The sequence below is a fragment of the Paenibacillus sp. EB106-05-06-XG162 genome (genome assembly GCF_058791655.1).
This window is the reverse complement of the sequence record NZ_JBYTDT010000014.1, coordinates 87,607-105,418: the sequence shown is the minus strand read 5'-3', so window position 1 is coordinate 105,418 and position 17,812 is coordinate 87,607. Positions and strand designations below refer to the sequence as shown.

Sequence of the window (17,812 nt, the reverse complement as noted above, 5' to 3'; positions counted from 1 at the left end):
GATGCTGAACGTTTGAACAGAGAAAACCCCAGATCCTGAAGGACCCGGGGCACGTCAATTTCGGAATATATCCGTATGTATGCGTATTGCATGTCACACGTCTTCCAACTGAGCGCAACCCTTTCCTCGAAGGTTTGTCATTCGTATCCATAGGCAGGTCTCCTGACTTATGGGTCTTGCATGCCCTCGCCTTCCCATTCCTGCGATGGAACAGTGGCTATTGAGGTCATCCCCAGATTACAGTGGCGGGACCGTTCCGGATTTGCACCGGATTCCCTTTTAACCCGATCTATACGATATTTGCACAGATAGGGACCTACAGATTTCCTATTCAATTCAAGCTATGCCTTTCAGTCTTTCACCTAGTTATTATAGGGGAAAAGCCCCCACCTTACAACTAAATTAGTAGCACATTTTCAGCCTCGTGATTTGTATTTCGAATAAGAAATCTTTATCATCATAACTAGCAAATAACGAACCTCTTGTTGAAGGAGAGAAATGCCCTCATGGATAGAATCATGATTGTAGAAGATGATCCCAAGATATACACCTTGCTCAAAGACCAGCTTGAAAAATACGGCTATGAGGCTGTCGTCGCAGATGATTTCGACCGCATTGCGGATCAGTTCACCCAGATCGAACCCAATCTCGTACTGCTCGATGTCAATTTGCCGAAGTTCGATGGATTCTATTGGTGCCGCCAAATCCGCCAAATCTCCACCTGTCCCATACTCTTCATCTCAGCAAGGGAAGGTAAAATGGAGCAAGTGATGGCCCTAGAGCACGGTGCCGATGATTATATTACAAAGCCTTTCGATTATGATATTGTCATGGCCAAAATCGCCAGCCACCTGCGCCGCGCCTATGGTAGTTATGCTCCCAAAGCTACGGAACGTTCTTTAAGTCTCCACGGACTTACCCTCTTACCTGAACGTCTGGAGGTTTCCTTAGCGGATCAGAGTCTAGAGCTGCTGCGGAAAGAATCGTTGCTGCTGGAAGTGCTCATGGAGCGTTATCCTCGCGTTGTTAGCCGTGATCGAATTCTGGAGAAGCTATGGGATGAGAACCATTTCGTGGACGAGAATACGCTCAATGTGTATGTCACGCGCCTTCGCAAGAAGCTGAAGGATCTTGGCATAGAAGAAGCGGTCGAGACGGTCCGGGGCGCGGGCTATCGCCTGAAAGTGACATGGGCGGATGTCTCCTCATGAGACTGTTCCTTCGTGATCACGTTCCATTAATGATTATTCTAGGACTTCAAATTGTTATAACATCCGTTGTGTATGCCTTTAATGACGGTTCAGCACTATCGACCATCAGCTACGTCTTCATCGTAAGTCTATTTCTGTTACTGGTCTTCCTCGTCTATCAATATGTGTCCAAACGGGGGTTCTATGCCAGATTATCGAATCCGGAGGCATCCATGGAGCCCATCTTCACATCCAAGAGCAGACAGTTCACACCGATCGAACAAGCATTGCAAGATTTGCTCACTGACCAGTTTCATTTTATGCAGCAAGAGCTTCATCAGGCAGAGAATCGTATGAACCGCCATGTTACATTTATGAATCAATGGGTGCATGATATGAAGACACCGCTCTCCGTCATCCATATGACGATTCAAGATGAAGATGAGCCGATTTTTGATAGTATACGGGAAGAGACAGACCGGCTAACCAAGGGGCTTGAGACCGTGCTCTATATGGCTAGGCTGGATAGCTTCGAGCATGACTTTTATATTGAAGAGGTCGACCTCGCCCAGATGATGGGGCAATTCGTGAAGCAGAATAAAAGGTTATTCATTCGCAGTCAAGTCTTCCCGAAAATCGGGATCGCTGAGAACCAGACGGTCGTGTCCGATGAGAAATGGCTTACCTTCGTCTTTAGTCAGATCATCAACAATGCCGTAAAATATTCCGCAGGCAAAAGCCGCACCATCGAGATCAGCGCTTCCATGGAGCAGGAGCATACCGTGGTCCAAGTACGTGATTATGGCATTGGTATTCCAGCGCACGATGTTGAACGTGTATTCGAACCGTATTTTACAGGAGATAATGGGAGACAATATCCCGCTTCCACCGGCATGGGCTTATATCTGGTCCATGAGATCTGCAGTCGACTCGGTCATCGCATCACCGTTGAGTCGGAACAAGGTGAAGGCACAAGTGTACGAATATATTTCACCAATACAACCGAAGACGATGCTTACCGGCGAAAGGAGTGAGGCACGTGGATATGCTTCAAGTTCGAAATATCAATAAAGTATACAGCGGACGCAAAGCGTTCCGAGCATTGACCGACCTCAGCTTAACGATCCGTGAAGGCGAATTCGTCGGTATTATGGGACCATCCGGCAGTGGGAAGACCACGCTCTTAAATGTAATCTCGACGATTGATATGCCGTCATCCGGCCAGATTCTCATTAACGGCAGCAACCCGTACAAGCTTCGCAAGAACAAGCTTGCCGCTTTTCGAAGACAACAGCTCGGGTTCGTATTCCAAGAGTTCCATCTCATTGAGACGCTGACGATTGGAGAGAACATCATCCTTCCGTTAACGCTGGACGGCGTACGTGTCTCCGAAATGGAAGAGCGGTTGAGCAGCATTATCCAGAAGCTCGGGATCAAGGATATTCGTGATAACAGTATTTTCGAAGTATCACGGGGACAGCAGCAGCGAGCAGCAATCGCACGCGCAATTATTCATCGTCCATCGCTCCTGCTCGCCGATGAGCCGACAGGGAACTTGGACTCTAAAGCATCCAGACATGTCATGGAGACGCTTCAGCAGATTAATGAAACCGATCGCACCACGATGATGATGGTAACCCATGACCCGATCGCGGCCAGCTATTGCCACCGGGTGATCTTCATTAAGGACGGGATGCTATATAATGAGATCGTTCAAGGACAGAATCGTTCCGCATTCTATCAGAAGATCATCAATGCGATCGCGCTTCTAGGAGGGGACGCGAATGAATTTTCTACAATTCGCGTTTAACAATGTCAAGCGGCATGCTAGGAAATATGCAGCCTATTTCTTCAGCAGCGCCTTCGCCGTGATGATCTTCTTCTTATACGTTGCCTTTAGCCTACATCCCAAAATTCTACCAAGCACGGTCAATGATCTCGTATCTGGCGGCATGACGCTTGGAGCAAGCTCGATCGTATTTTTCTCATTCATCTTCATTCTCTATTCCACGGCCGTCTTTGTCCAAGCTCGCAGTCAGCAGTTCGGCATTCTGACGATCCTCGGAATGACGAAGAGGCAGCTGCGATTCATGCTATTCTTGGAATTTTCCATCATTGGCGTCGGTTCGATACTAACAGGGACTGTCACAGGACTTGTCTTCCTGAAATTATTCCTGATCATCGCATCGCTTGCGGTTGGCGGCAGCTCAATGACGTTCTATTTTCCAATCGAAGCATTGAAGACAACGGCCATCACATACGGCATCTTGTTCATCTTCATCTCGCCATTGTCCTATCTGTTCATTGGCAGACAACCGCTGATGGAGCTGCTCACGGTTCGCCGCAGAAAACTACGATTCCGTAATTCTTCCTACATTTTCGCGACCATCGCATTATGCTGCTTGATCTGGAGTTACGTGCAAGCTTTCAGAAAAGATATTGGAACTTTTCTCATCGCGTTTATGGTGATTCATATTGGGTTATATGGATTGTTCAGGCATGTCCTTCCTATCGTTATGCGTTGGATGAAGAAGATTCGCTCGCTGTTCTGGAGGAAGACCAATCTGCTCAAATTATCGGAGACAGAGCTTCGCATTCGCGAAAATGGGCTGATGTTCTATTTGCTTACGATACTCTGGACCATTACCTGCTTATGTGTTGTCGTCCTCGTATCCATTCGATTTCTGATGGACGTAACGCCGAACAAAGAACCGTTCCAGTTATACTATGTTTCCAACTTGAACAATCCGAAGCAGGATACGCATATCCAATATATTGAGCAGAGTCTGAAGCAAACGGGCGTAACGTACAGTAAACAACGTATACCATTGTTGCGCTTCACAACAACACCAGAGAACTATGTGGATTATTTCATGCGTTATCAAGATTATGTGCGTCTCGGCGAGTTCTACAAGTCTCCGACCAAGTCATTGCATGAAGGTGAGGCGTTATGGCTTTCCAGGGGGAAAGATAACATGGCGAAAAATCGTACCTCGATTCAGATACCTAACCATTCGAGCTCACTGCAACTGTTAAAGCCACTAGATACCAAAAAGAACTGGATGCCAGAGCTGCGAGGTAAAAACGGGAGCGTACTGGTGATCACCGATTCCCTGTACAAGGAACTAGCAGCCAACACAGCAGGTGAAAGCATGACTTTCTTCGGTTATCAATTCACAAATAGCAATAATGCATTAACCTTGTTCGCACTCGTGGAGAAAGGACTAGGCCAGGAAGGGGTACAAGATCGTTATCAATATTCCCTCGCCGCCTATTATGAATATCTCTTTCAGCAAATGCCGTACATCGTGATCTTCATCGGCTTATTCATTACAGCCGTATTCTTCACAGCCGGCGCCAGCTTCGTCTATTTCAAAATCTATTCGGACTTGAACAAAGATCTCGTTCAATTCCGGGCGCTCTACAATATTGGCGTCAGCATTCCTGAGCTCTATCAGATCGTCAAAACCCGCGTCGTCCTGATGATGGGCCTGCCGAGCTTGTTCGCAATATTGAACAGCACAGGGCTCTTGCTCTTCATCAAGCAGCAGGATGACACCATGTTCAAGTGGCTTCCGTTCATTGTGTCCTTCGTCCTCTTCATCCTGATCCAGACGTGCTTCAGTTTAATTCTGCGGAAGCGGTATTGGGCGCACATTGTGAATAGTTTGAAGTGAGGGGTGAGTGCGGCGAGGGAGGGCGAGCCGTTTTAGGGCAAATAACTGCGTTTTTGCAGTTATTCGGGCCTTTGCGAGCGGGGTATCGCGATTTAACTGCGTTTTTGCAGTTATTCGCGCCTCTGCGAGCGGGGGATCGCGATTTAACTGCGTTTTTGCAGTTATTCGGGCCTCTGCGAGTGGGGTATCGCGATTTAACTGCGTTTTTGCAGTTATTCGAGCCTCTGCGAGCGGGGTATCGCGATTTAACTGCGTTTTTGCAGTTATTTGAGCCTGTGCGAGCGAGGAATCGCGATTTAACTGCATATTTGCAGTTATTCGGGCCTCTGCGAGCGGGGTATCGCGATTTAACTGCGTTTTTGCAGTTATTTGTCCGCTCGATGAGACATATAAGAAAAGGGGCTTGTCAACCTGCATACCATGCAGTGACAAGCCCCTTTTTTCGTTCGTGATTACCACATTGATGACGATGTTGCTAGCCATAGGATGGCCGCGCTGATCAGCGCGAACATCGCTGAGCTCAGGTACATCAATCTCACGGTCATCGGAATGTGGTCCGCGCGAAGGGGCTCCTTCGGTTCCCCCATGTAAGCGCGAAAGGACGCGATCCCCTTGTAAACGTTATGCCCTCCGAGCCTTACGCCAAGCGCGCCGGCAACCGCAGACTCCGGGTATCCACTGTTCGGACTCGGGTGCTCCTTCGCATCTCGGCGAACCGTCCGCCAAGCACTTCGTGGATCATGACGCAGCAGCCAAGCAGCTATTGTGAGTAATATCGCGGTTATCCGCGCCGGGATCCAGTTCGCCACATCATCCAACCGTGCCGATGCGAATCCAAGGTCTTTATACTTCTCATTCTTGTAACCGACCATCGAATCGAGCGTATTTACCGCGCGGTAAGCCATAGCGAGCGGTGCGCCCCCAATAGCAGCATAGAATAAAGGCGAGGTAATCGCATCGACGATATTTTCGGCGACGGTCTCGACGGTTCCTCGCACGATTTCCGGTTCGTCCAAATGCTCCGTATCTCGGCCGACGATCATCCCGAGTGATCGTCGTGCCGCAGGCATATCCCCTGCACGGAGATGACGGTATACCTCCATCCCTGCATCCTTCAAGCCTTTCGTCGCAATGGTCGTCGCGATCAGCAAGACCTCCAGCGCCCAAGCCAGCCACGGATGAATCAACGCAACCAAGTAGAGCACTCCCCATGTGAGCAGGAACACGCCCCCCACGAGGATCAGCGGGAGCAAGAACCCTCCTGCTTTCAATTGCCTCGGTGTATGTGCGATGCGGCGAACGCCACGTTCCAATTGGGTAATCGCACTGCCCATGAAGATCACCGGATGCGGAATCCAGCGGGGATCGCCGATGATGCAATCGACGATGTAAGCGAGAATAATAAAATACGCATGCTCTAACATCATTACGCTTCTCCTTGCGTTCGTACCGCTTCATAAACGGTGTTGTACACGAGACGCCCGAGCAGATTGCCGAGCGTCGTCGCGCTGCCCGCATACTGGTGCTCCGCACCATAGCGGGCGCTCTGGCTCACGGCGAGCACGACGGTGTCCGTCGTCGTGCCCGTCGCCACATCACCGTCCTGCGGGTCGGTGATGCCCAGATCTTGCAGCGCGGCGGCCTTCGCTTCCGTCGCGGTAATAATCGCGCCGACCAGCGCAGCCGGCGCTAGCCGCCCGTCCACAGCCACGATCGTATTGATCGTGCCCGGTGCATAGGCGGCGAACGTCTCGCGCGCTCGTCCGGCGCGCGCGGCATTGGAGGTGCCCGCCGTCGTACACACGACGATACGGGCTTGGTCGCCCTCCGCTTCCGCAATGGAAGCATGCGTCAGCTTCGCTGCGGTCAACAGGCCTACCGTCTGATCCAGCGGATAGCCCCAAGCCATAATCTCCGATTCCAGATGCTGAATCGGATCAGGACGATTATAATCCTTCGTGACGTAGACGTTCACGATATGATCAGCAACCGTACTGCCGCCTGCATATGGTGCACTGCTAAGCGTCTGCAGCGGCTCCGGCGCGAGCATCCGAATATGATGCTGTGCCCGATCATAACGGAATGCGAGTCCTGGCCAGCAGGTACTCTCATACACCATCAATGCTTCACCAGCTCGAAAAGGCTGTACCATCTTCACGCTACACCCCTTCCTGCCACACTACGGTAAGCTTATTGAATAGAATTTCATTCCGTTCTCGATCCTTCACCGCAAGCCGGATGTCCGTTTCGCTGAGCCCTTCATACATGGCACAGCTCCGAATCAATATCCCTTTCAGCCCCAGCTTTGTCTGAAGCTGCTCCGCAGTCCAAGGCTTCGGTAACCGCACGAGGATGAAATTCGCAAGACTTGGCCAGGTCTGGCAGCCAAATTCCTGTTCCAATCGCTCAATCATGTAATTCCGTTCAATCACCGTCTGTTCTCGCGTTACCGCCTCATATTCCTCACATTCAACCAAACAGGCTTCCCCAGCCGCTAATGCAAGCCGATTCACGCTCCATGTTACCTGCTTCGATTTTAGCCGATGAATGAGTAACGGCCCTGCGACCGCATAACCCAACCGCAATCCAGGAATCGCATAGAACTTCGTCATCGAACGAATGAGGATGACATGCGAATAATGCTCCACGCGCAATAGCAAGGTCGCCTGCCTATCCGGTTCAATGAAATCTATGAACGCTTCATCAATAATCAACATTGTGTCCGTATCAGCCGCGATCGCCGCAAGCTGCTCCAGCTCTTCGAGATCGTACTGCACACCTGTCGGATTGTTCGGCTGCCCGAGGAAGAGAAGATCCACCTCCTGCATCAAGCCTGCAATTTCATTCAGTTCCGCACGAAACCCCTGTTCCGCATGCCCATGGATCCCAATGACCTCCGCACCGAATTTTCGGGACAACTCCGTATATTCGGAGAAACATGGGTAGATCACGCCAACGCGGCTTGGCGCCATCGCAAGCAATGCGAGTGCCATGCATTCCGCCGCGCCGTTCCCAACGCAGACCATCGATTCATCCACATGCAGCGCTTCCGATAACAAAGCCCGCAGCCGCCGATGATCCGGGTCCGGATAATGCACCACATCCCGCAGCTCCTGTTGAACCCTTGCCAGCACATGCGGCGGCGGACCGAGTGGGTTAATATTCGCGCTATAATCGATGAATGCCCCTCGGTCCACACCAAATGCCGCCTGGGCCGTCTCTAAATCTCCCCCATGACCAAACCTTTCAATCATTTTTTCAATCGTCCTTTCCCCATCGCGTACATGTTTATTTCGTTTATACGGATAAGCTGTTCTTATATTTCTCGCTTAAACGCTTCCCATCCATATAAGGATTCCGTAGTCGTTTATGCTTGATTATGGGCATGAATGCACCTTGGCGTCAACACTGATTCTGCCTTGATCCTTTGTAGATTTTGACGAAATAGATTACAATGAATAGTTGAATGAACATTCGTGAAATTTGCATTATTTTCAGAAAAAATCGATCCGCTGGAGGGGTACACATGTTATTTATCGACAACCAAGGGATTACCGACCCGACACTCAATCTAGCCATTGAAGAATATGCGCTTCGGCATCTCCCAATGGATGACAGCTACTTGCTGTTCTATATTAATGAACCGTCCATTATCATCGGTAAGCATCAGAATACGATTGAAGAGATTAATGCGGAATATGTCAAAGAACATGGCATTCACATCGTACGCCGTTTATCCGGTGGCGGAGCCGTGTATCACGACCTTGGCAACCTGAACTTCAGCTTCTTGACCAAGGACGATGGACAATCCTTCAACAATTTCAAGAAATTCACCGAGCCTGTCGTCGATGCCCTTCGCAAGCTTGGCGTCGAGTCCGAACTAACAGGCCGCAATGATATCCAGATCGGCGAGCGTAAAATCTCGGGGAATGCGCAATTTAGCTCCCGCGGACGTATGTTCAGCCACGGTACATTACTCTTCAACTCCGAAATGGAGAATGTCGCTTCCGCGCTGAAAGTGAACGCTGAGAAGATCGCTTCCAAAGGAACCAAGTCGGTTCGCAGCCGCGTCGCGAATATCTCGGAGTTCCTCACCGAACCGATGACAATCGAACAATTCCGTGCTGAGGTTTTACGCAGCATTTTCGGCATGGAGCCAGATCAAGTTCCACAATATCGACTGACTGAGGAAGATTGGGTCAAAATCCGCCAAATCGCGGATGAGCGCTACCGTAATTGGGATTGGAACTACGGCGAATCGCCAAAATTCAATATCCGCAACTCGAAACGCTTCCCAATTGGCATCGTCGATCTACGTCTTGATGTGGAAGACGGCAACATCCATGAAATCAAAATTTATGGCGATTTCTTCGCTAAACGTGATATTTCAGAACTCGAAGATCTTCTACGCGGTACTCGATATGAAGAATCCTCAGTTCGCGCCAAGCTAGAAGGTACAGACATTACGCAATTTTTCGGCAATCTCGAATTCGATGCATTTGTGGGCTTGCTCTTCTTGGAGGCTTAATCCGCACCATGAAACGCTCGCTCTTCGCAGATCTGATTCTTCTATCGGTTGCCCTCATCTGGGGGACGACCTTTCTTATTGTGCAGCAGGCCGTTCAGGCCTTGCCACCACTTGCTTTTAACGGCATCCGGTTTACAGGGGCAGCACTCTTATTCTTCATCATTCTTATCTTCGTGCATCGAGATTGGTTGAAGCACGTGAACAAAAGGCTGCTCTGGCACGGCTTCGTGCTCGGCGTACTGCTGTTCGGCGGGTATGGGTTCCAGACCTACGGCCTCCTATATACGACATCCTCCAATGCAGGATTTATTACGGGGCTCTCCGTCGTTTTGGTTCCCTTCTTCTCGATGTGGTTCCTACGCCAGCGTCTGAACTGGATCGCTTGGATCAGCGCAGCCGTTGCTCTTATTGGCTTATTCCTGCTCTCCACCGGCGGAGCATCATTATCCATTAATTTCGGAGATCTACTCGTGCTCCTCTGCGCGATTTGCTTCGCATTGCAAATTGTCGCAACCGGCCGATATGCCACGGAGCATCCGACACTGCTGCTCGTGACAATTCAACTCGGTACGGTAGGGATTCTCGGCATCATCGGTTCTATTCTACTCGAGGACACGGGGACGATGCATGATTGGATTCACCTTGCCTCGCAGCCGGAGGTTTTGATGGCACTTGGCATTACCTTGCTGTTCGGTACCGCCTTCGCGTTCTGGGCACAGACTTACTGTCAGAAATACACGTCTCCGGCGCGCGTCGCGATTATTTTCGCCATGGAGCCCGTGTTCGCAGGCATTACAGGGTACATCTGGGGCAACGAAAAGCTCGGCGTCACGGCCATTATCGGTTGTGTCCTCATGTTCATCAGTATGTTAATCGCAGAGCTGCGTCCCTCAGGGCAGCACGCTTCTGAACCCTCTGCTGAACGATTGGAACGAGCGAACTAGTCATGCTTTCACGAAAAGTACCGGACACTGGATCCGCTAAGTGCCCCGATTCTAGCCATTTGTGATGACTTACGGACCGACATGCTCTTATTGACCCATTCATGAACACTTTATGTGTAAAAAGGAGCGAATACCGGATTCATTGTCCGTTACACCGCAAAATAAAGATCCCATATCCAAAATAACGGACGTACCGTCCGTCGGGAGTTGGGATGCTTACTTTAGGAGGTTCCACCATGTACAAACTTATCGCGATCGATGTAGATGACACACTCATCAATGATGATAAAATCGTGACCGAGGCGACCCAACTCGCCCTCGAGCAAGCGATTGCCCAAGGCGTAACGGTCACACTCGCAACAGGACGCATGTATGCGTCCGCACAGGCCATCGCCCGCCAAATCGGGATGAACGTACCTTTGATTACCTATCAAGGTTCCTTGGTCAAAAACTTACTGGACGGTCACGTATTATATGAGCGCAGCGTGCCGCAAGATGCCGCGCGCCGCATTCTGCAATATTCCGAAGCGCATGGACTGCATTTGCAGCTCTATATTGATGACCAACTCTATGTGCAAGTAGATAACGAGAAGACGCAATCGTATGCGGGACTCTCCAAAATCCCTTACATCGTCGAGCCCGACTTCAACAAACTGATCGATCAACCTTCTACCAAAATGCTCATCATCGATGAGCCAGATTACCTGGACGAAGTCGCTGTGAAGCTTCGCGACATGTTAGGCGATCAAGTGCACATCACGAAGTCCAAGCCGCACTTCCTCGAGATTATGCACAAAGAAGGTACCAAAGGCCACGCGCTAACGTATCTCGCTGAGCATTTTGACTGCGACCTCTCTGAAGTCATGGCGATCGGCGATGCGTGGAACGACCGTGAAATGCTTGAGGTAGCTGGACTTGGGGTAGCCATGGGCAATGCAGTCCCATCCCTCAAAGAAATCGCCGATGAAATCACCCTCTCGAACAATGAAGACGGCGTGGCGCATATCATTCGCAAGCATATCTTGAACTAGCTAGCACACAGGATAAAGCCCTCCTGTTGTCATCAACACTGAAATGTTGCTGACACGGGAGGGCTTCTTATTGTATTTACCTTCGAATCGCATCCATTAACACTGCTTTTGAGAGCAGTCTCTGATTCCGACTCCCCCGAAAAGCAAGCGTGATATCCCGCTCCGCGAGCACAAAAGGACCATCTACCAGCATATCGCATTCCTCTAAGAGCAATCGCTGTTCGGCCGTTCCATGCTCAAGCAGCTGCTCTAACGTGTAGCCCGTGTAGACCCATAAGTTCTTGCCCATACGTTTCACTTCGCGTGCTAGCAGATAAGCTTCCTCCGCTTGCGAGAACGGATCGCCCCCTGAGAAGGTCACATCCGTTATCGGATTGCTCGCAATCTCATCCGCAGCTTCCGCAATCGTCATTTCCGTTCCATTCGCCATTCCCCAGCTCTGGGGGTTATGACATCCAGGACAATGATGCGGACAGCCTGCGAAGAACAGCACCGTCCGCAATCCTTCACCATCCACGACGGAATCATGAATGATATTCATCATTTTCATGTATGCTTCACCCGATCCGACTCTTCCGCCTTCTTGGCTGAATTCCAGCGGGACAATGCGCCGACCAGGTACCCCGTAATACGGCGAATCCTTTCAATATCCGCTTCATCTGTCGCTCCGCAAGATGGGCATGCTTCATGAATAATTCCCGAATATCCACATGGTTTGCAGCGATCAACCGGATGATTAATCGATCCATAACCAATCCCTTCCCGATGCATCGTACGAACGAGCGCATCGATTGCAGCGGTATTGTGACGCAGCGACCCATCGCATTCCACATACGTAATATGCCCGGCATTACATGCGGCATGGAACGGCGCCTCTTTGCGGATTTTATCGACTGCCTTCAACTTATAATAGACCGGTACATGGAAGCTGTTCGTGTAATAAGATCGATCTGTGATGCCCAGCAGCTCACCGAACCGTTCTCGATCCTGACCCACGAATTTCCCTGACAACCCTTCCGCAGGCGTCGCGAGGAGCGAATAGTTCAATTGATATTGTTCCATCGCTTGATCCATCTTCTCACGCATATAGCGCACAATCGAGAGGCCCAGCCCCCATGATTCATCACTCTCGCCATGATGCTGGCCGCGAAGCGCCACGAGCGCCTCCGCCAGGCCGATGAACCCTAGGCTCAATGTACCTTGCTTCAGTACTTGCTCCAGCGTATCGTCCATCTGAAGCTTCTCCCCGCCGCGCCAGACGCCTTGGGCATATAAGAAGCGGAAGTTCGCCGCTTTTTTCTTGCATTGATAGAGATATCGGTCATAGAGCTGCTCAATCCCCACTTGCATCACGTGATCCAATCGACGCCAGAAATCTTCCAGATCCGTACTCAGTAGTGCCAGCCGAACCAAATTCACCGTCGAGAAGGAGAGATTCCCGCGCCCAATACTCGTCTCTTCGCCATGGATGTTCCCCATCACCCGAGTACGGCATCCCATGTAAGCCACTTCGCTCTCCGGTGTTCCGTTCAGATATTGCGCATTAAATGGTGCATCCAAGAAGCTGAAATTCGGGAACAACCGCTCACTCGTAGTCTCTAGCGCCAATTGATAGAGATCATAATTCGGATCACCTGGATTGAAATTCACGCCTTCCTTGACCTTGAACACCTGAATCGGGAAAATCGGCGTCTCGCCGTGTCCTAGTCCTGCCTTAGTTGCGCGCAGCAAGCTTCGGTTCAGCATACGCCCTTCTCGCGATATATCGGTGCCATAATTGACCGAAATAAACGGCACTTGTCCACCCCCACGCGAATGCATGCTATTCGCATTATGTACGAAAGCTTCACATGCTTGATACGTATCTCGTTCCGTCTCCAGCCACGCCTGCTCCTCGCACTGCTCTATTGTAAAAGTCGTCGGATAGCTCTGAATTCGTGCGAGATTCCGTTCATAAGTTCGCGTTATATATGGCGCCAGATCATAATCGAACATCGGATAGGCTTGTCCCCCATGCTGCATATTTTGATTCGATTGGAGAATGATCGAAGATAGTGCCATCGCACTCTTAATGTCCCGCGGTGAACGCATATGCCCATGTCCTGTATTGAATCCCGAAGCCAATAACTGCCCGAGTGGGATTTGACAACATGTCGTCGTTCCGGTCGCCATGAAGTCCGCATCATGGACATAGAGTAGATTCTCATCCACCATCGCATTTGCTTCTGCAGATAATAGATGCTGTTTCATATACCATTTACTGCTCTCTGAAGCGAGCTTCGCCATCTGCCCCATCGGAGAGCGTCCATCCATATTCGCATTCTCCTGCAAAATATCGCTATTCTCCTCCCCGAAAATAGCCTCAAAATGGTTATCTAAATGATGTGATTTCATAGTCTCCGTCCTTATCCCTACAAGATATAGTTGATATTTACGGATTTTACTACGAGATATAGATTTTCACTGTGACTATTCGCACTACTCCAAATCGTTCCCAAGACGCAGCGAAGCGCCTCTTGCCCGTTACTGACAGGGCTGGAAGCGCTTCGTAAAAATTAATTTTTCGTCGATGCTAAAATAGGCTGATCTGTGAACTCAAGTTCGGATTGTCCGGAAGGGTGAAGCTCAAGCACCACGATTTCATTCTCGCCTTGACGCAATAGAGGAGCCGGGATATAGAGCGTCTGCTGCGGTCCGCGATTCCAGTAGCGTCCGATGTTGAAGCCATTCACATACACGACGCCTTTCTTCCAGTCTTCCATCTGCAAGAACGTATCGGCTGGCGCGCCTTCAATGTTCAGGACTGCACGATGGAAGGTTGGTTCATTCGATAACGACTCGGTTCCATAGGCAATTCCTTCCGCATTATCGAGCGGTAAGCAATAAGTCGTCCATCCGAACAAGAATTGGTAACCGTGGCGTACGCCTTCCGTGATCCCCTTACGGTCCATCATGTACGGGCCATAATTGATTCGGCCCATATTCTCAAGGATGATTCGTAGCTTCGCGCCGCCTTCAGGCACCGAGAAGGCAACTTTCTTCGAGGCATCCCAACGCTCGATCACGCCCATATATTGATCATCCAGGAAGACAATCGCACGGTCATGACAATCCTGAATCGTGAGCTCGCTCTCGCCGCGTGGCCCGGAAATGAAAGTCTCGTAGACGATAAAGCCATCATTTTGGCCTAACGCTTCCATCGTCTCCGGCGCTGCTGTCTGAATCGGCGTCGAAATTCGGTTCAACTGCGCGAAGAAGCCAGCCGTCTCTTGAATCGCAACTTTGCCATACGCCGCCTTGGCAATTGGCGCAGGCAGTTCAAGCTCAGGAAGATCGACATACTTCCCGACAACTTCTCTGACTTTGAAATATTTCTCCGTCGGTTCGCCGGACTCATTCAGCGACACATCATAATCGTAGCTCGTAATTGTAGGATCGTACTTGTCGCCGCAGTTTGCCCCACTCGTAAATCCGAAGTTCGTGCCGCCGTGGAACATATAGAAATTGACGGATGCGCCAAGCGCCAACATCTCTTCGAAGTTCGCTGCAGCGTCATCCGCATCACGTGTATGATGTTCTTCGCCCCAATGATCGAACCAGCCGTTCCAATATTCCATACACATCAGCGGCCCTTCCGGCTGATATTGGCGAAGCTCCTCGAAGGCTTCTTTCGCCCGTGATCCGAAGTTAACCGTCTCAAGAACGCCAGGAACCATGCCCCCTTGCAGCATGAAATCACCAGGTCCGTCAGAAGTGAACAGAAGCACATCGATGCCACGCTGAATCATCGATTGTTGCAGATGTACAAGATAAGACGTGTCATTGCCGTAGCTGCCATATTCATTTTCGATTTGCATCGCAATGATCGGTCCGCCGTTCGTAATGAGAAGCGGCTTCAGGATCGGAAGCAAGACATCATAGTACGCATCCACGTGATCTAGGAATGGCTTGTGATTGCAGCGGATTTTCATCCCTGGGTCTGCAAGCAGCCATGCCGGCAAGCCGCCAAATTCCCATTCTGCACAAATATATGGACTTGGACGCACAATCACTTGCAGACCAATCTCACCAGCTGTACGGATGAACTCCGCAACATCTGCCATCCCCTCGAATCGGAATTGTCCTTTTTTCGGCTCATGGAAGTTCCAAGGGATATAGGTCTCCACCGTGTTGAAGCCGCAGGCTTTCAATTTAAGTAATCGATCCCGCCAATATTCCGGCACCACGCGGAAGTAATGAATAGCCCCAGATAGAAGGCGAATCGGCTCGCCGTTCAGTACGAAATCATTATTTTTTACGAGAAACTCTCCCATTATGCCACCCCAATATTCATTATAGTTAACGCATATCCCTATACTAAATGAAATCTAGCGACGCCCACATAGCCAAACCCGCCCAATATTTGACCTTTTTTTCCCGCATACTTATACTTGAATAGAAATCATCATAAATCGTCTTGTCGGAGGGGATGACGGGATATGGAACTCTATTTGCCGAACCTGACCAGCACCATGCAAATTATTGGCTGCCATTTCGGAACGAAACCGCCAGGGTGGCGCTATGATCGGCATCATCATTTTTTATTCGAAATATTACACTGTATCGAAGGGTCCACGATCCAATGGATTGGCGATCATGAGACGACGCTTCGCGCAGGGGAATGGATGCTCTTCAAGTCAGGTGTCGCACACGAGATGATGAATAAGACAGAAGAATCGTATCGTTATTTCAACGTTCATTTTGATCTGGACGACCCATTGCTGCGCGCAGCTCTGTGTCAGTTTGACTATGTCATCCTAACGCCGGAGGAAATTGGCTCGAACACCGAGCAGCAATTAGCGATCGTGGAGCAATCGACGCAAGCACTTCAGACAACAAGAAATACGCTTAGCGGCTCGATTCATTTCCTACATATACAAGCGTTCATTCTTGACTTGATCGAACGGTTCTCACGTAAAATACTCGATCAAATGCCAGCTACACTCGATTCTACAGTGGCTTCCTACACCGCGACGAGCAGTGAGACGACTATTGCACGTGAGATGGAGTACATCCTGAGAACGGAGCAGCCCTATAAAGGGACGATCGGAGACATTGCATCCGAACTTGGCCTCAGTCGAAGCCAATGCAGCAAAATTTTTACCAAAGTGTATGGGCAATCTCCGCGTCAATATATTAGCCGACTCATCTTGAACAAAGCGAAGCACTTATTGGTAAACTCCAACTTATCGATTGAACAAATCGCCGAAGAACTCGGCTTCGAATCCACGAGTCAATTTTCTAGACAATTCCGGAGATGGACGGGAACGGCACCATCGCATTTCAGACCGCGTCTGCACAATTCCGTGACTGTCGCTTCTCAATAAATGCTAAACACAAATAAGACGCCTACAGCAATAATGCGGGCGTCTTTTTCTTATGCGATTGAAGTCAAAGCTCCATATTGGTGGTTGTTTAGTGCAATCCCATACGACGCACATGCGAAGGAGAGACACCTTTATAGGATTTAAACAATCGGCTGAAATAATAAATATCGTTAAACCCCGTAGCCAGTGCGATCTCCGAAATACTCTTCGATGTATTGTGCAGCATATATTCCGAATTGTTGATGCGCACATGATTGATATAATCTGAAATCGTCTTCCCGGTTAGCTCCTTGAACAGGCGGCTAAAATGGAATCGGCTCATATTGACCTGCTTGGCTAGATCGTCCACGGTCATTTTCGACGCATAGTTCTCCTCAATATATTGTAGGATTGGATCGAACCGTTCTAGATTTTTGATCCTTGTCTTATATTCGTTCACAGGCAGAACCCGCGCCACATATCTTCGCAGCAAGATTGTAAGCAGACGGTACAATTCTGACTTTACCGCGAGCTCATAGCCGAACTCCCTACCATCGTACTCTTCGATCAGCTTCTTCAGGCAGGCATTTACCTCGGCATCCTGCGATATTTTATGCTGGAACGAGATCTGATTCTGGGTAATCGGCGTAATGTACTTCGTCTCCACTGCATCCACGGATTGACTGTGCAGTAAGGACGGGTCCGCAATCACTGTAAAATAGAACAAATTATCCGATAGATTCACGCCGTGGTGCAAATCCGTACTATTCACAACCACTAAATCCCCGCCCGACACATAGCTCGGTTCCGAGTTGCATTCGATCATCGCCTCACCCTCAACAATGACAAGGAATTCAATATGTTCATGCCAATGATGCGGAAAACACGTCATACCATATTCGGTAAAACGCGTTCGATGAATTTTGAGCGGAAAATGCGGATCAGGCATATCCATATGCTCACGATGGGATTGTAGTTTTTCCAATTTCCTCACCTCAAATAGCACAATAATACAAAACATCAGCAATGCTTTTCATGGAGTTCCCTCCTCTAAATAATATAATACAGACATAAAGATTAATAGATGAAATCATTGA

15 protein-coding genes and 1 riboswitch are annotated in these 17,812 nt (G+C 49.6%); of the genes, 8 read left to right on the top strand and 7 right to left on the bottom strand.

Annotated elements, in window-relative coordinates:
- Positions 1-135: 135 nt before the first annotated feature.
- Positions 136-335: riboswitch (cobalamin riboswitch) on the bottom strand.
- A gap of 171 nt (positions 336-506) precedes the next feature.
- Genes AC3WU2_RS23765 through AC3WU2_RS23750 form a run of 4 tightly spaced genes read left to right on the top strand, consistent with a single transcriptional unit; the run spans position 507 to position 4,867 of the window.
- The gene (locus tag AC3WU2_RS23765) at positions 507-1,211 is read left to right on the top strand and encodes a response regulator transcription factor (protein WP_492457469.1); all 705 of its coding nucleotides are present in this window, start codon (positions 507-509) and stop codon (positions 1,209-1,211) included.
- Positions 1,208-2,224 (top strand): sensor histidine kinase, encoded by a 1,017-nt coding sequence (locus AC3WU2_RS23760; protein ID WP_492457468.1) that lies wholly within the window; start codon positions 1,208-1,210, stop codon positions 2,222-2,224. Before AC3WU2_RS23765 ends, AC3WU2_RS23760 begins: the two co-directional genes overlap by 4 nt.
- Positions 2,225-2,229: 5 nt before the next feature.
- The gene (locus AC3WU2_RS23755; protein WP_018756378.1) at positions 2,230-3,000 is read left to right on the top strand and encodes an ABC transporter ATP-binding protein; all 771 of its coding nucleotides are present in this window, start codon (positions 2,230-2,232) and stop codon (positions 2,998-3,000) included.
- The gene (locus AC3WU2_RS23750; RefSeq protein ID WP_492457467.1) at positions 2,975-4,867 is read left to right on the top strand and encodes an FtsX-like permease family protein; all 1,893 of its coding nucleotides are present in this window, start codon (positions 2,975-2,977) and stop codon (positions 4,865-4,867) included. Before AC3WU2_RS23755 ends, AC3WU2_RS23750 begins: the two co-directional genes overlap by 26 nt.
- Positions 4,868-5,319: 452 nt before the next feature.
- On the opposite strand, the gene cbiB is transcribed toward AC3WU2_RS23750, so the two are convergent.
- From cbiB to AC3WU2_RS23735, 3 genes are read right to left on the bottom strand one after another with little or no spacing between them, the layout of a single operon-like run.
- Positions 5,320-6,294, bottom strand: coding sequence for an adenosylcobinamide-phosphate synthase CbiB (cbiB, locus tag AC3WU2_RS23745; RefSeq protein WP_492457466.1), 975 nt, complete (start codon positions 6,292-6,294; stop codon positions 5,320-5,322).
- Positions 6,294-7,019 carry an adenosylcobinamide amidohydrolase gene (locus AC3WU2_RS23740; protein WP_492457520.1) on the bottom strand — a complete coding sequence of 242 codons (726 nt, stop codon included), beginning with the start codon at positions 7,017-7,019 and terminating at the stop codon, positions 6,294-6,296. The genes cbiB and AC3WU2_RS23740 overlap by 1 nt, the downstream gene beginning before the upstream one ends.
- Before the next feature lie 7 nt (positions 7,020-7,026).
- Complete coding sequence (locus tag AC3WU2_RS23735) at positions 7,027-8,121, bottom strand: pyridoxal phosphate-dependent aminotransferase (protein ID WP_492457465.1); 1,095 nt, start codon at positions 8,119-8,121, stop codon at positions 7,027-7,029.
- Between the two features lie 272 nt (positions 8,122-8,393).
- Between AC3WU2_RS23735 and lplA the strand changes: the two genes are divergently transcribed.
- The 3 genes from lplA (at position 8,394) to AC3WU2_RS23720 (ending at position 11,370) form a co-directional block, all read left to right on the top strand.
- The gene (lplA, locus tag AC3WU2_RS23730; protein WP_018756383.1) at positions 8,394-9,395 is read left to right on the top strand and encodes a lipoate--protein ligase; all 1,002 of its coding nucleotides are present in this window, start codon (positions 8,394-8,396) and stop codon (positions 9,393-9,395) included.
- Between the two features lie 8 nt (positions 9,396-9,403).
- Positions 9,404-10,339 (top strand): DMT family transporter, encoded by a 936-nt coding sequence (locus tag AC3WU2_RS23725; RefSeq protein WP_492457464.1) that lies wholly within the window; start codon positions 9,404-9,406, stop codon positions 10,337-10,339.
- Positions 10,340-10,575: 236 nt separating this feature from the next.
- Positions 10,576-11,370 (top strand): Cof-type HAD-IIB family hydrolase, encoded by a 795-nt coding sequence (locus tag AC3WU2_RS23720; protein WP_492457463.1) that lies wholly within the window; start codon positions 10,576-10,578, stop codon positions 11,368-11,370.
- A gap of 76 nt (positions 11,371-11,446) precedes the next feature.
- Here AC3WU2_RS23720 and nrdG read toward each other — a convergent pair whose 3' ends face one another.
- The 3 genes from nrdG to AC3WU2_RS23705 form a co-directional block, all read right to left on the bottom strand.
- On the bottom strand, positions 11,447-11,920 hold the full coding sequence (gene nrdG, locus AC3WU2_RS23715; protein WP_492457462.1) for an anaerobic ribonucleoside-triphosphate reductase activating protein: 474 nt from the start codon (positions 11,918-11,920) through the stop codon (positions 11,447-11,449).
- Positions 11,917-13,764 (bottom strand): anaerobic ribonucleoside triphosphate reductase, encoded by a 1,848-nt coding sequence (locus AC3WU2_RS23710; protein ID WP_492457461.1) that lies wholly within the window; start codon positions 13,762-13,764, stop codon positions 11,917-11,919. The genes nrdG and AC3WU2_RS23710 overlap by 4 nt, the downstream gene beginning before the upstream one ends.
- A gap of 161 nt (positions 13,765-13,925) precedes the next feature.
- A complete protein-coding gene (locus AC3WU2_RS23705; RefSeq protein WP_492457460.1) occupies positions 13,926-15,683 on the bottom strand; it encodes a glycoside hydrolase family 35 protein in 1,758 nt (585 codons plus the stop codon).
- A 165-nt stretch (positions 15,684-15,848) separates the two neighbouring features.
- On the opposite strand from AC3WU2_RS23705, the gene AC3WU2_RS23700 reads away from it, so the two are divergent.
- Positions 15,849-16,736: a helix-turn-helix domain-containing protein gene (locus AC3WU2_RS23700; RefSeq protein WP_492457459.1), complete on the top strand. Its 888-nt coding sequence runs from the start codon at positions 15,849-15,851 to the stop codon at positions 16,734-16,736.
- Between the two features lie 88 nt (positions 16,737-16,824).
- Here the strand turns inward: AC3WU2_RS23700 and AC3WU2_RS23695 are convergent, their stop codons facing one another.
- Positions 16,825-17,700 carry an AraC family transcriptional regulator gene (locus AC3WU2_RS23695; RefSeq protein WP_492457458.1) on the bottom strand — a complete coding sequence of 292 codons (876 nt, stop codon included), beginning with the start codon at positions 17,698-17,700 and terminating at the stop codon, positions 16,825-16,827.
- Positions 17,701-17,812 lie beyond the last annotated feature (112 nt).

Bases quoted from the DNA above. Each gene is read 5' to 3' on its own strand.
- AC3WU2_RS23705 (WP_492457460.1), bottom strand. From the start codon at position 15,683: ATGGGAGAGTTTCTCGTAAAAAATAATGATTTCGTACTGAACGGCGAG.
- AC3WU2_RS23710 (WP_492457461.1), bottom strand. From the start codon at position 13,764: ATGAAATCACATCATTTAGATAACCATTTTGAGGCTATTTTCGGGGAG.
- nrdG (WP_492457462.1), bottom strand. From the start codon at position 11,920: ATGAAAATGATGAATATCATTCATGATTCCGTCGTGGATGGTGAAGGA.
- AC3WU2_RS23760 (WP_492457468.1), top strand. From the start codon at position 1,208: ATGAGACTGTTCCTTCGTGATCACGTTCCATTAATGATTATTCTAGGA.
- AC3WU2_RS23735 (WP_492457465.1), bottom strand. From the start codon at position 8,121: ATGATTGAAAGGTTTGGTCATGGGGGAGATTTAGAGACGGCCCAGGCG.
- AC3WU2_RS23765 (WP_492457469.1), top strand. From the start codon at position 507: ATGGATAGAATCATGATTGTAGAAGATGATCCCAAGATATACACCTTG.
- AC3WU2_RS23700 (WP_492457459.1), top strand. From the start codon at position 15,849: ATGGAACTCTATTTGCCGAACCTGACCAGCACCATGCAAATTATTGGC.
- cbiB (WP_492457466.1), bottom strand. From the start codon at position 6,294: ATGATGTTAGAGCATGCGTATTTTATTATTCTCGCTTACATCGTCGAT.
- lplA (WP_018756383.1), top strand. From the start codon at position 8,394: ATGTTATTTATCGACAACCAAGGGATTACCGACCCGACACTCAATCTA.
- AC3WU2_RS23725 (WP_492457464.1), top strand. From the start codon at position 9,404: ATGAAACGCTCGCTCTTCGCAGATCTGATTCTTCTATCGGTTGCCCTC.
- AC3WU2_RS23740 (WP_492457520.1), bottom strand. From the start codon at position 7,019: ATGGTACAGCCTTTTCGAGCTGGTGAAGCATTGATGGTGTATGAGAGT.
- AC3WU2_RS23720 (WP_492457463.1), top strand. From the start codon at position 10,576: ATGTACAAACTTATCGCGATCGATGTAGATGACACACTCATCAATGAT.
- AC3WU2_RS23750 (WP_492457467.1), top strand. From the start codon at position 2,975: ATGAATTTTCTACAATTCGCGTTTAACAATGTCAAGCGGCATGCTAGG.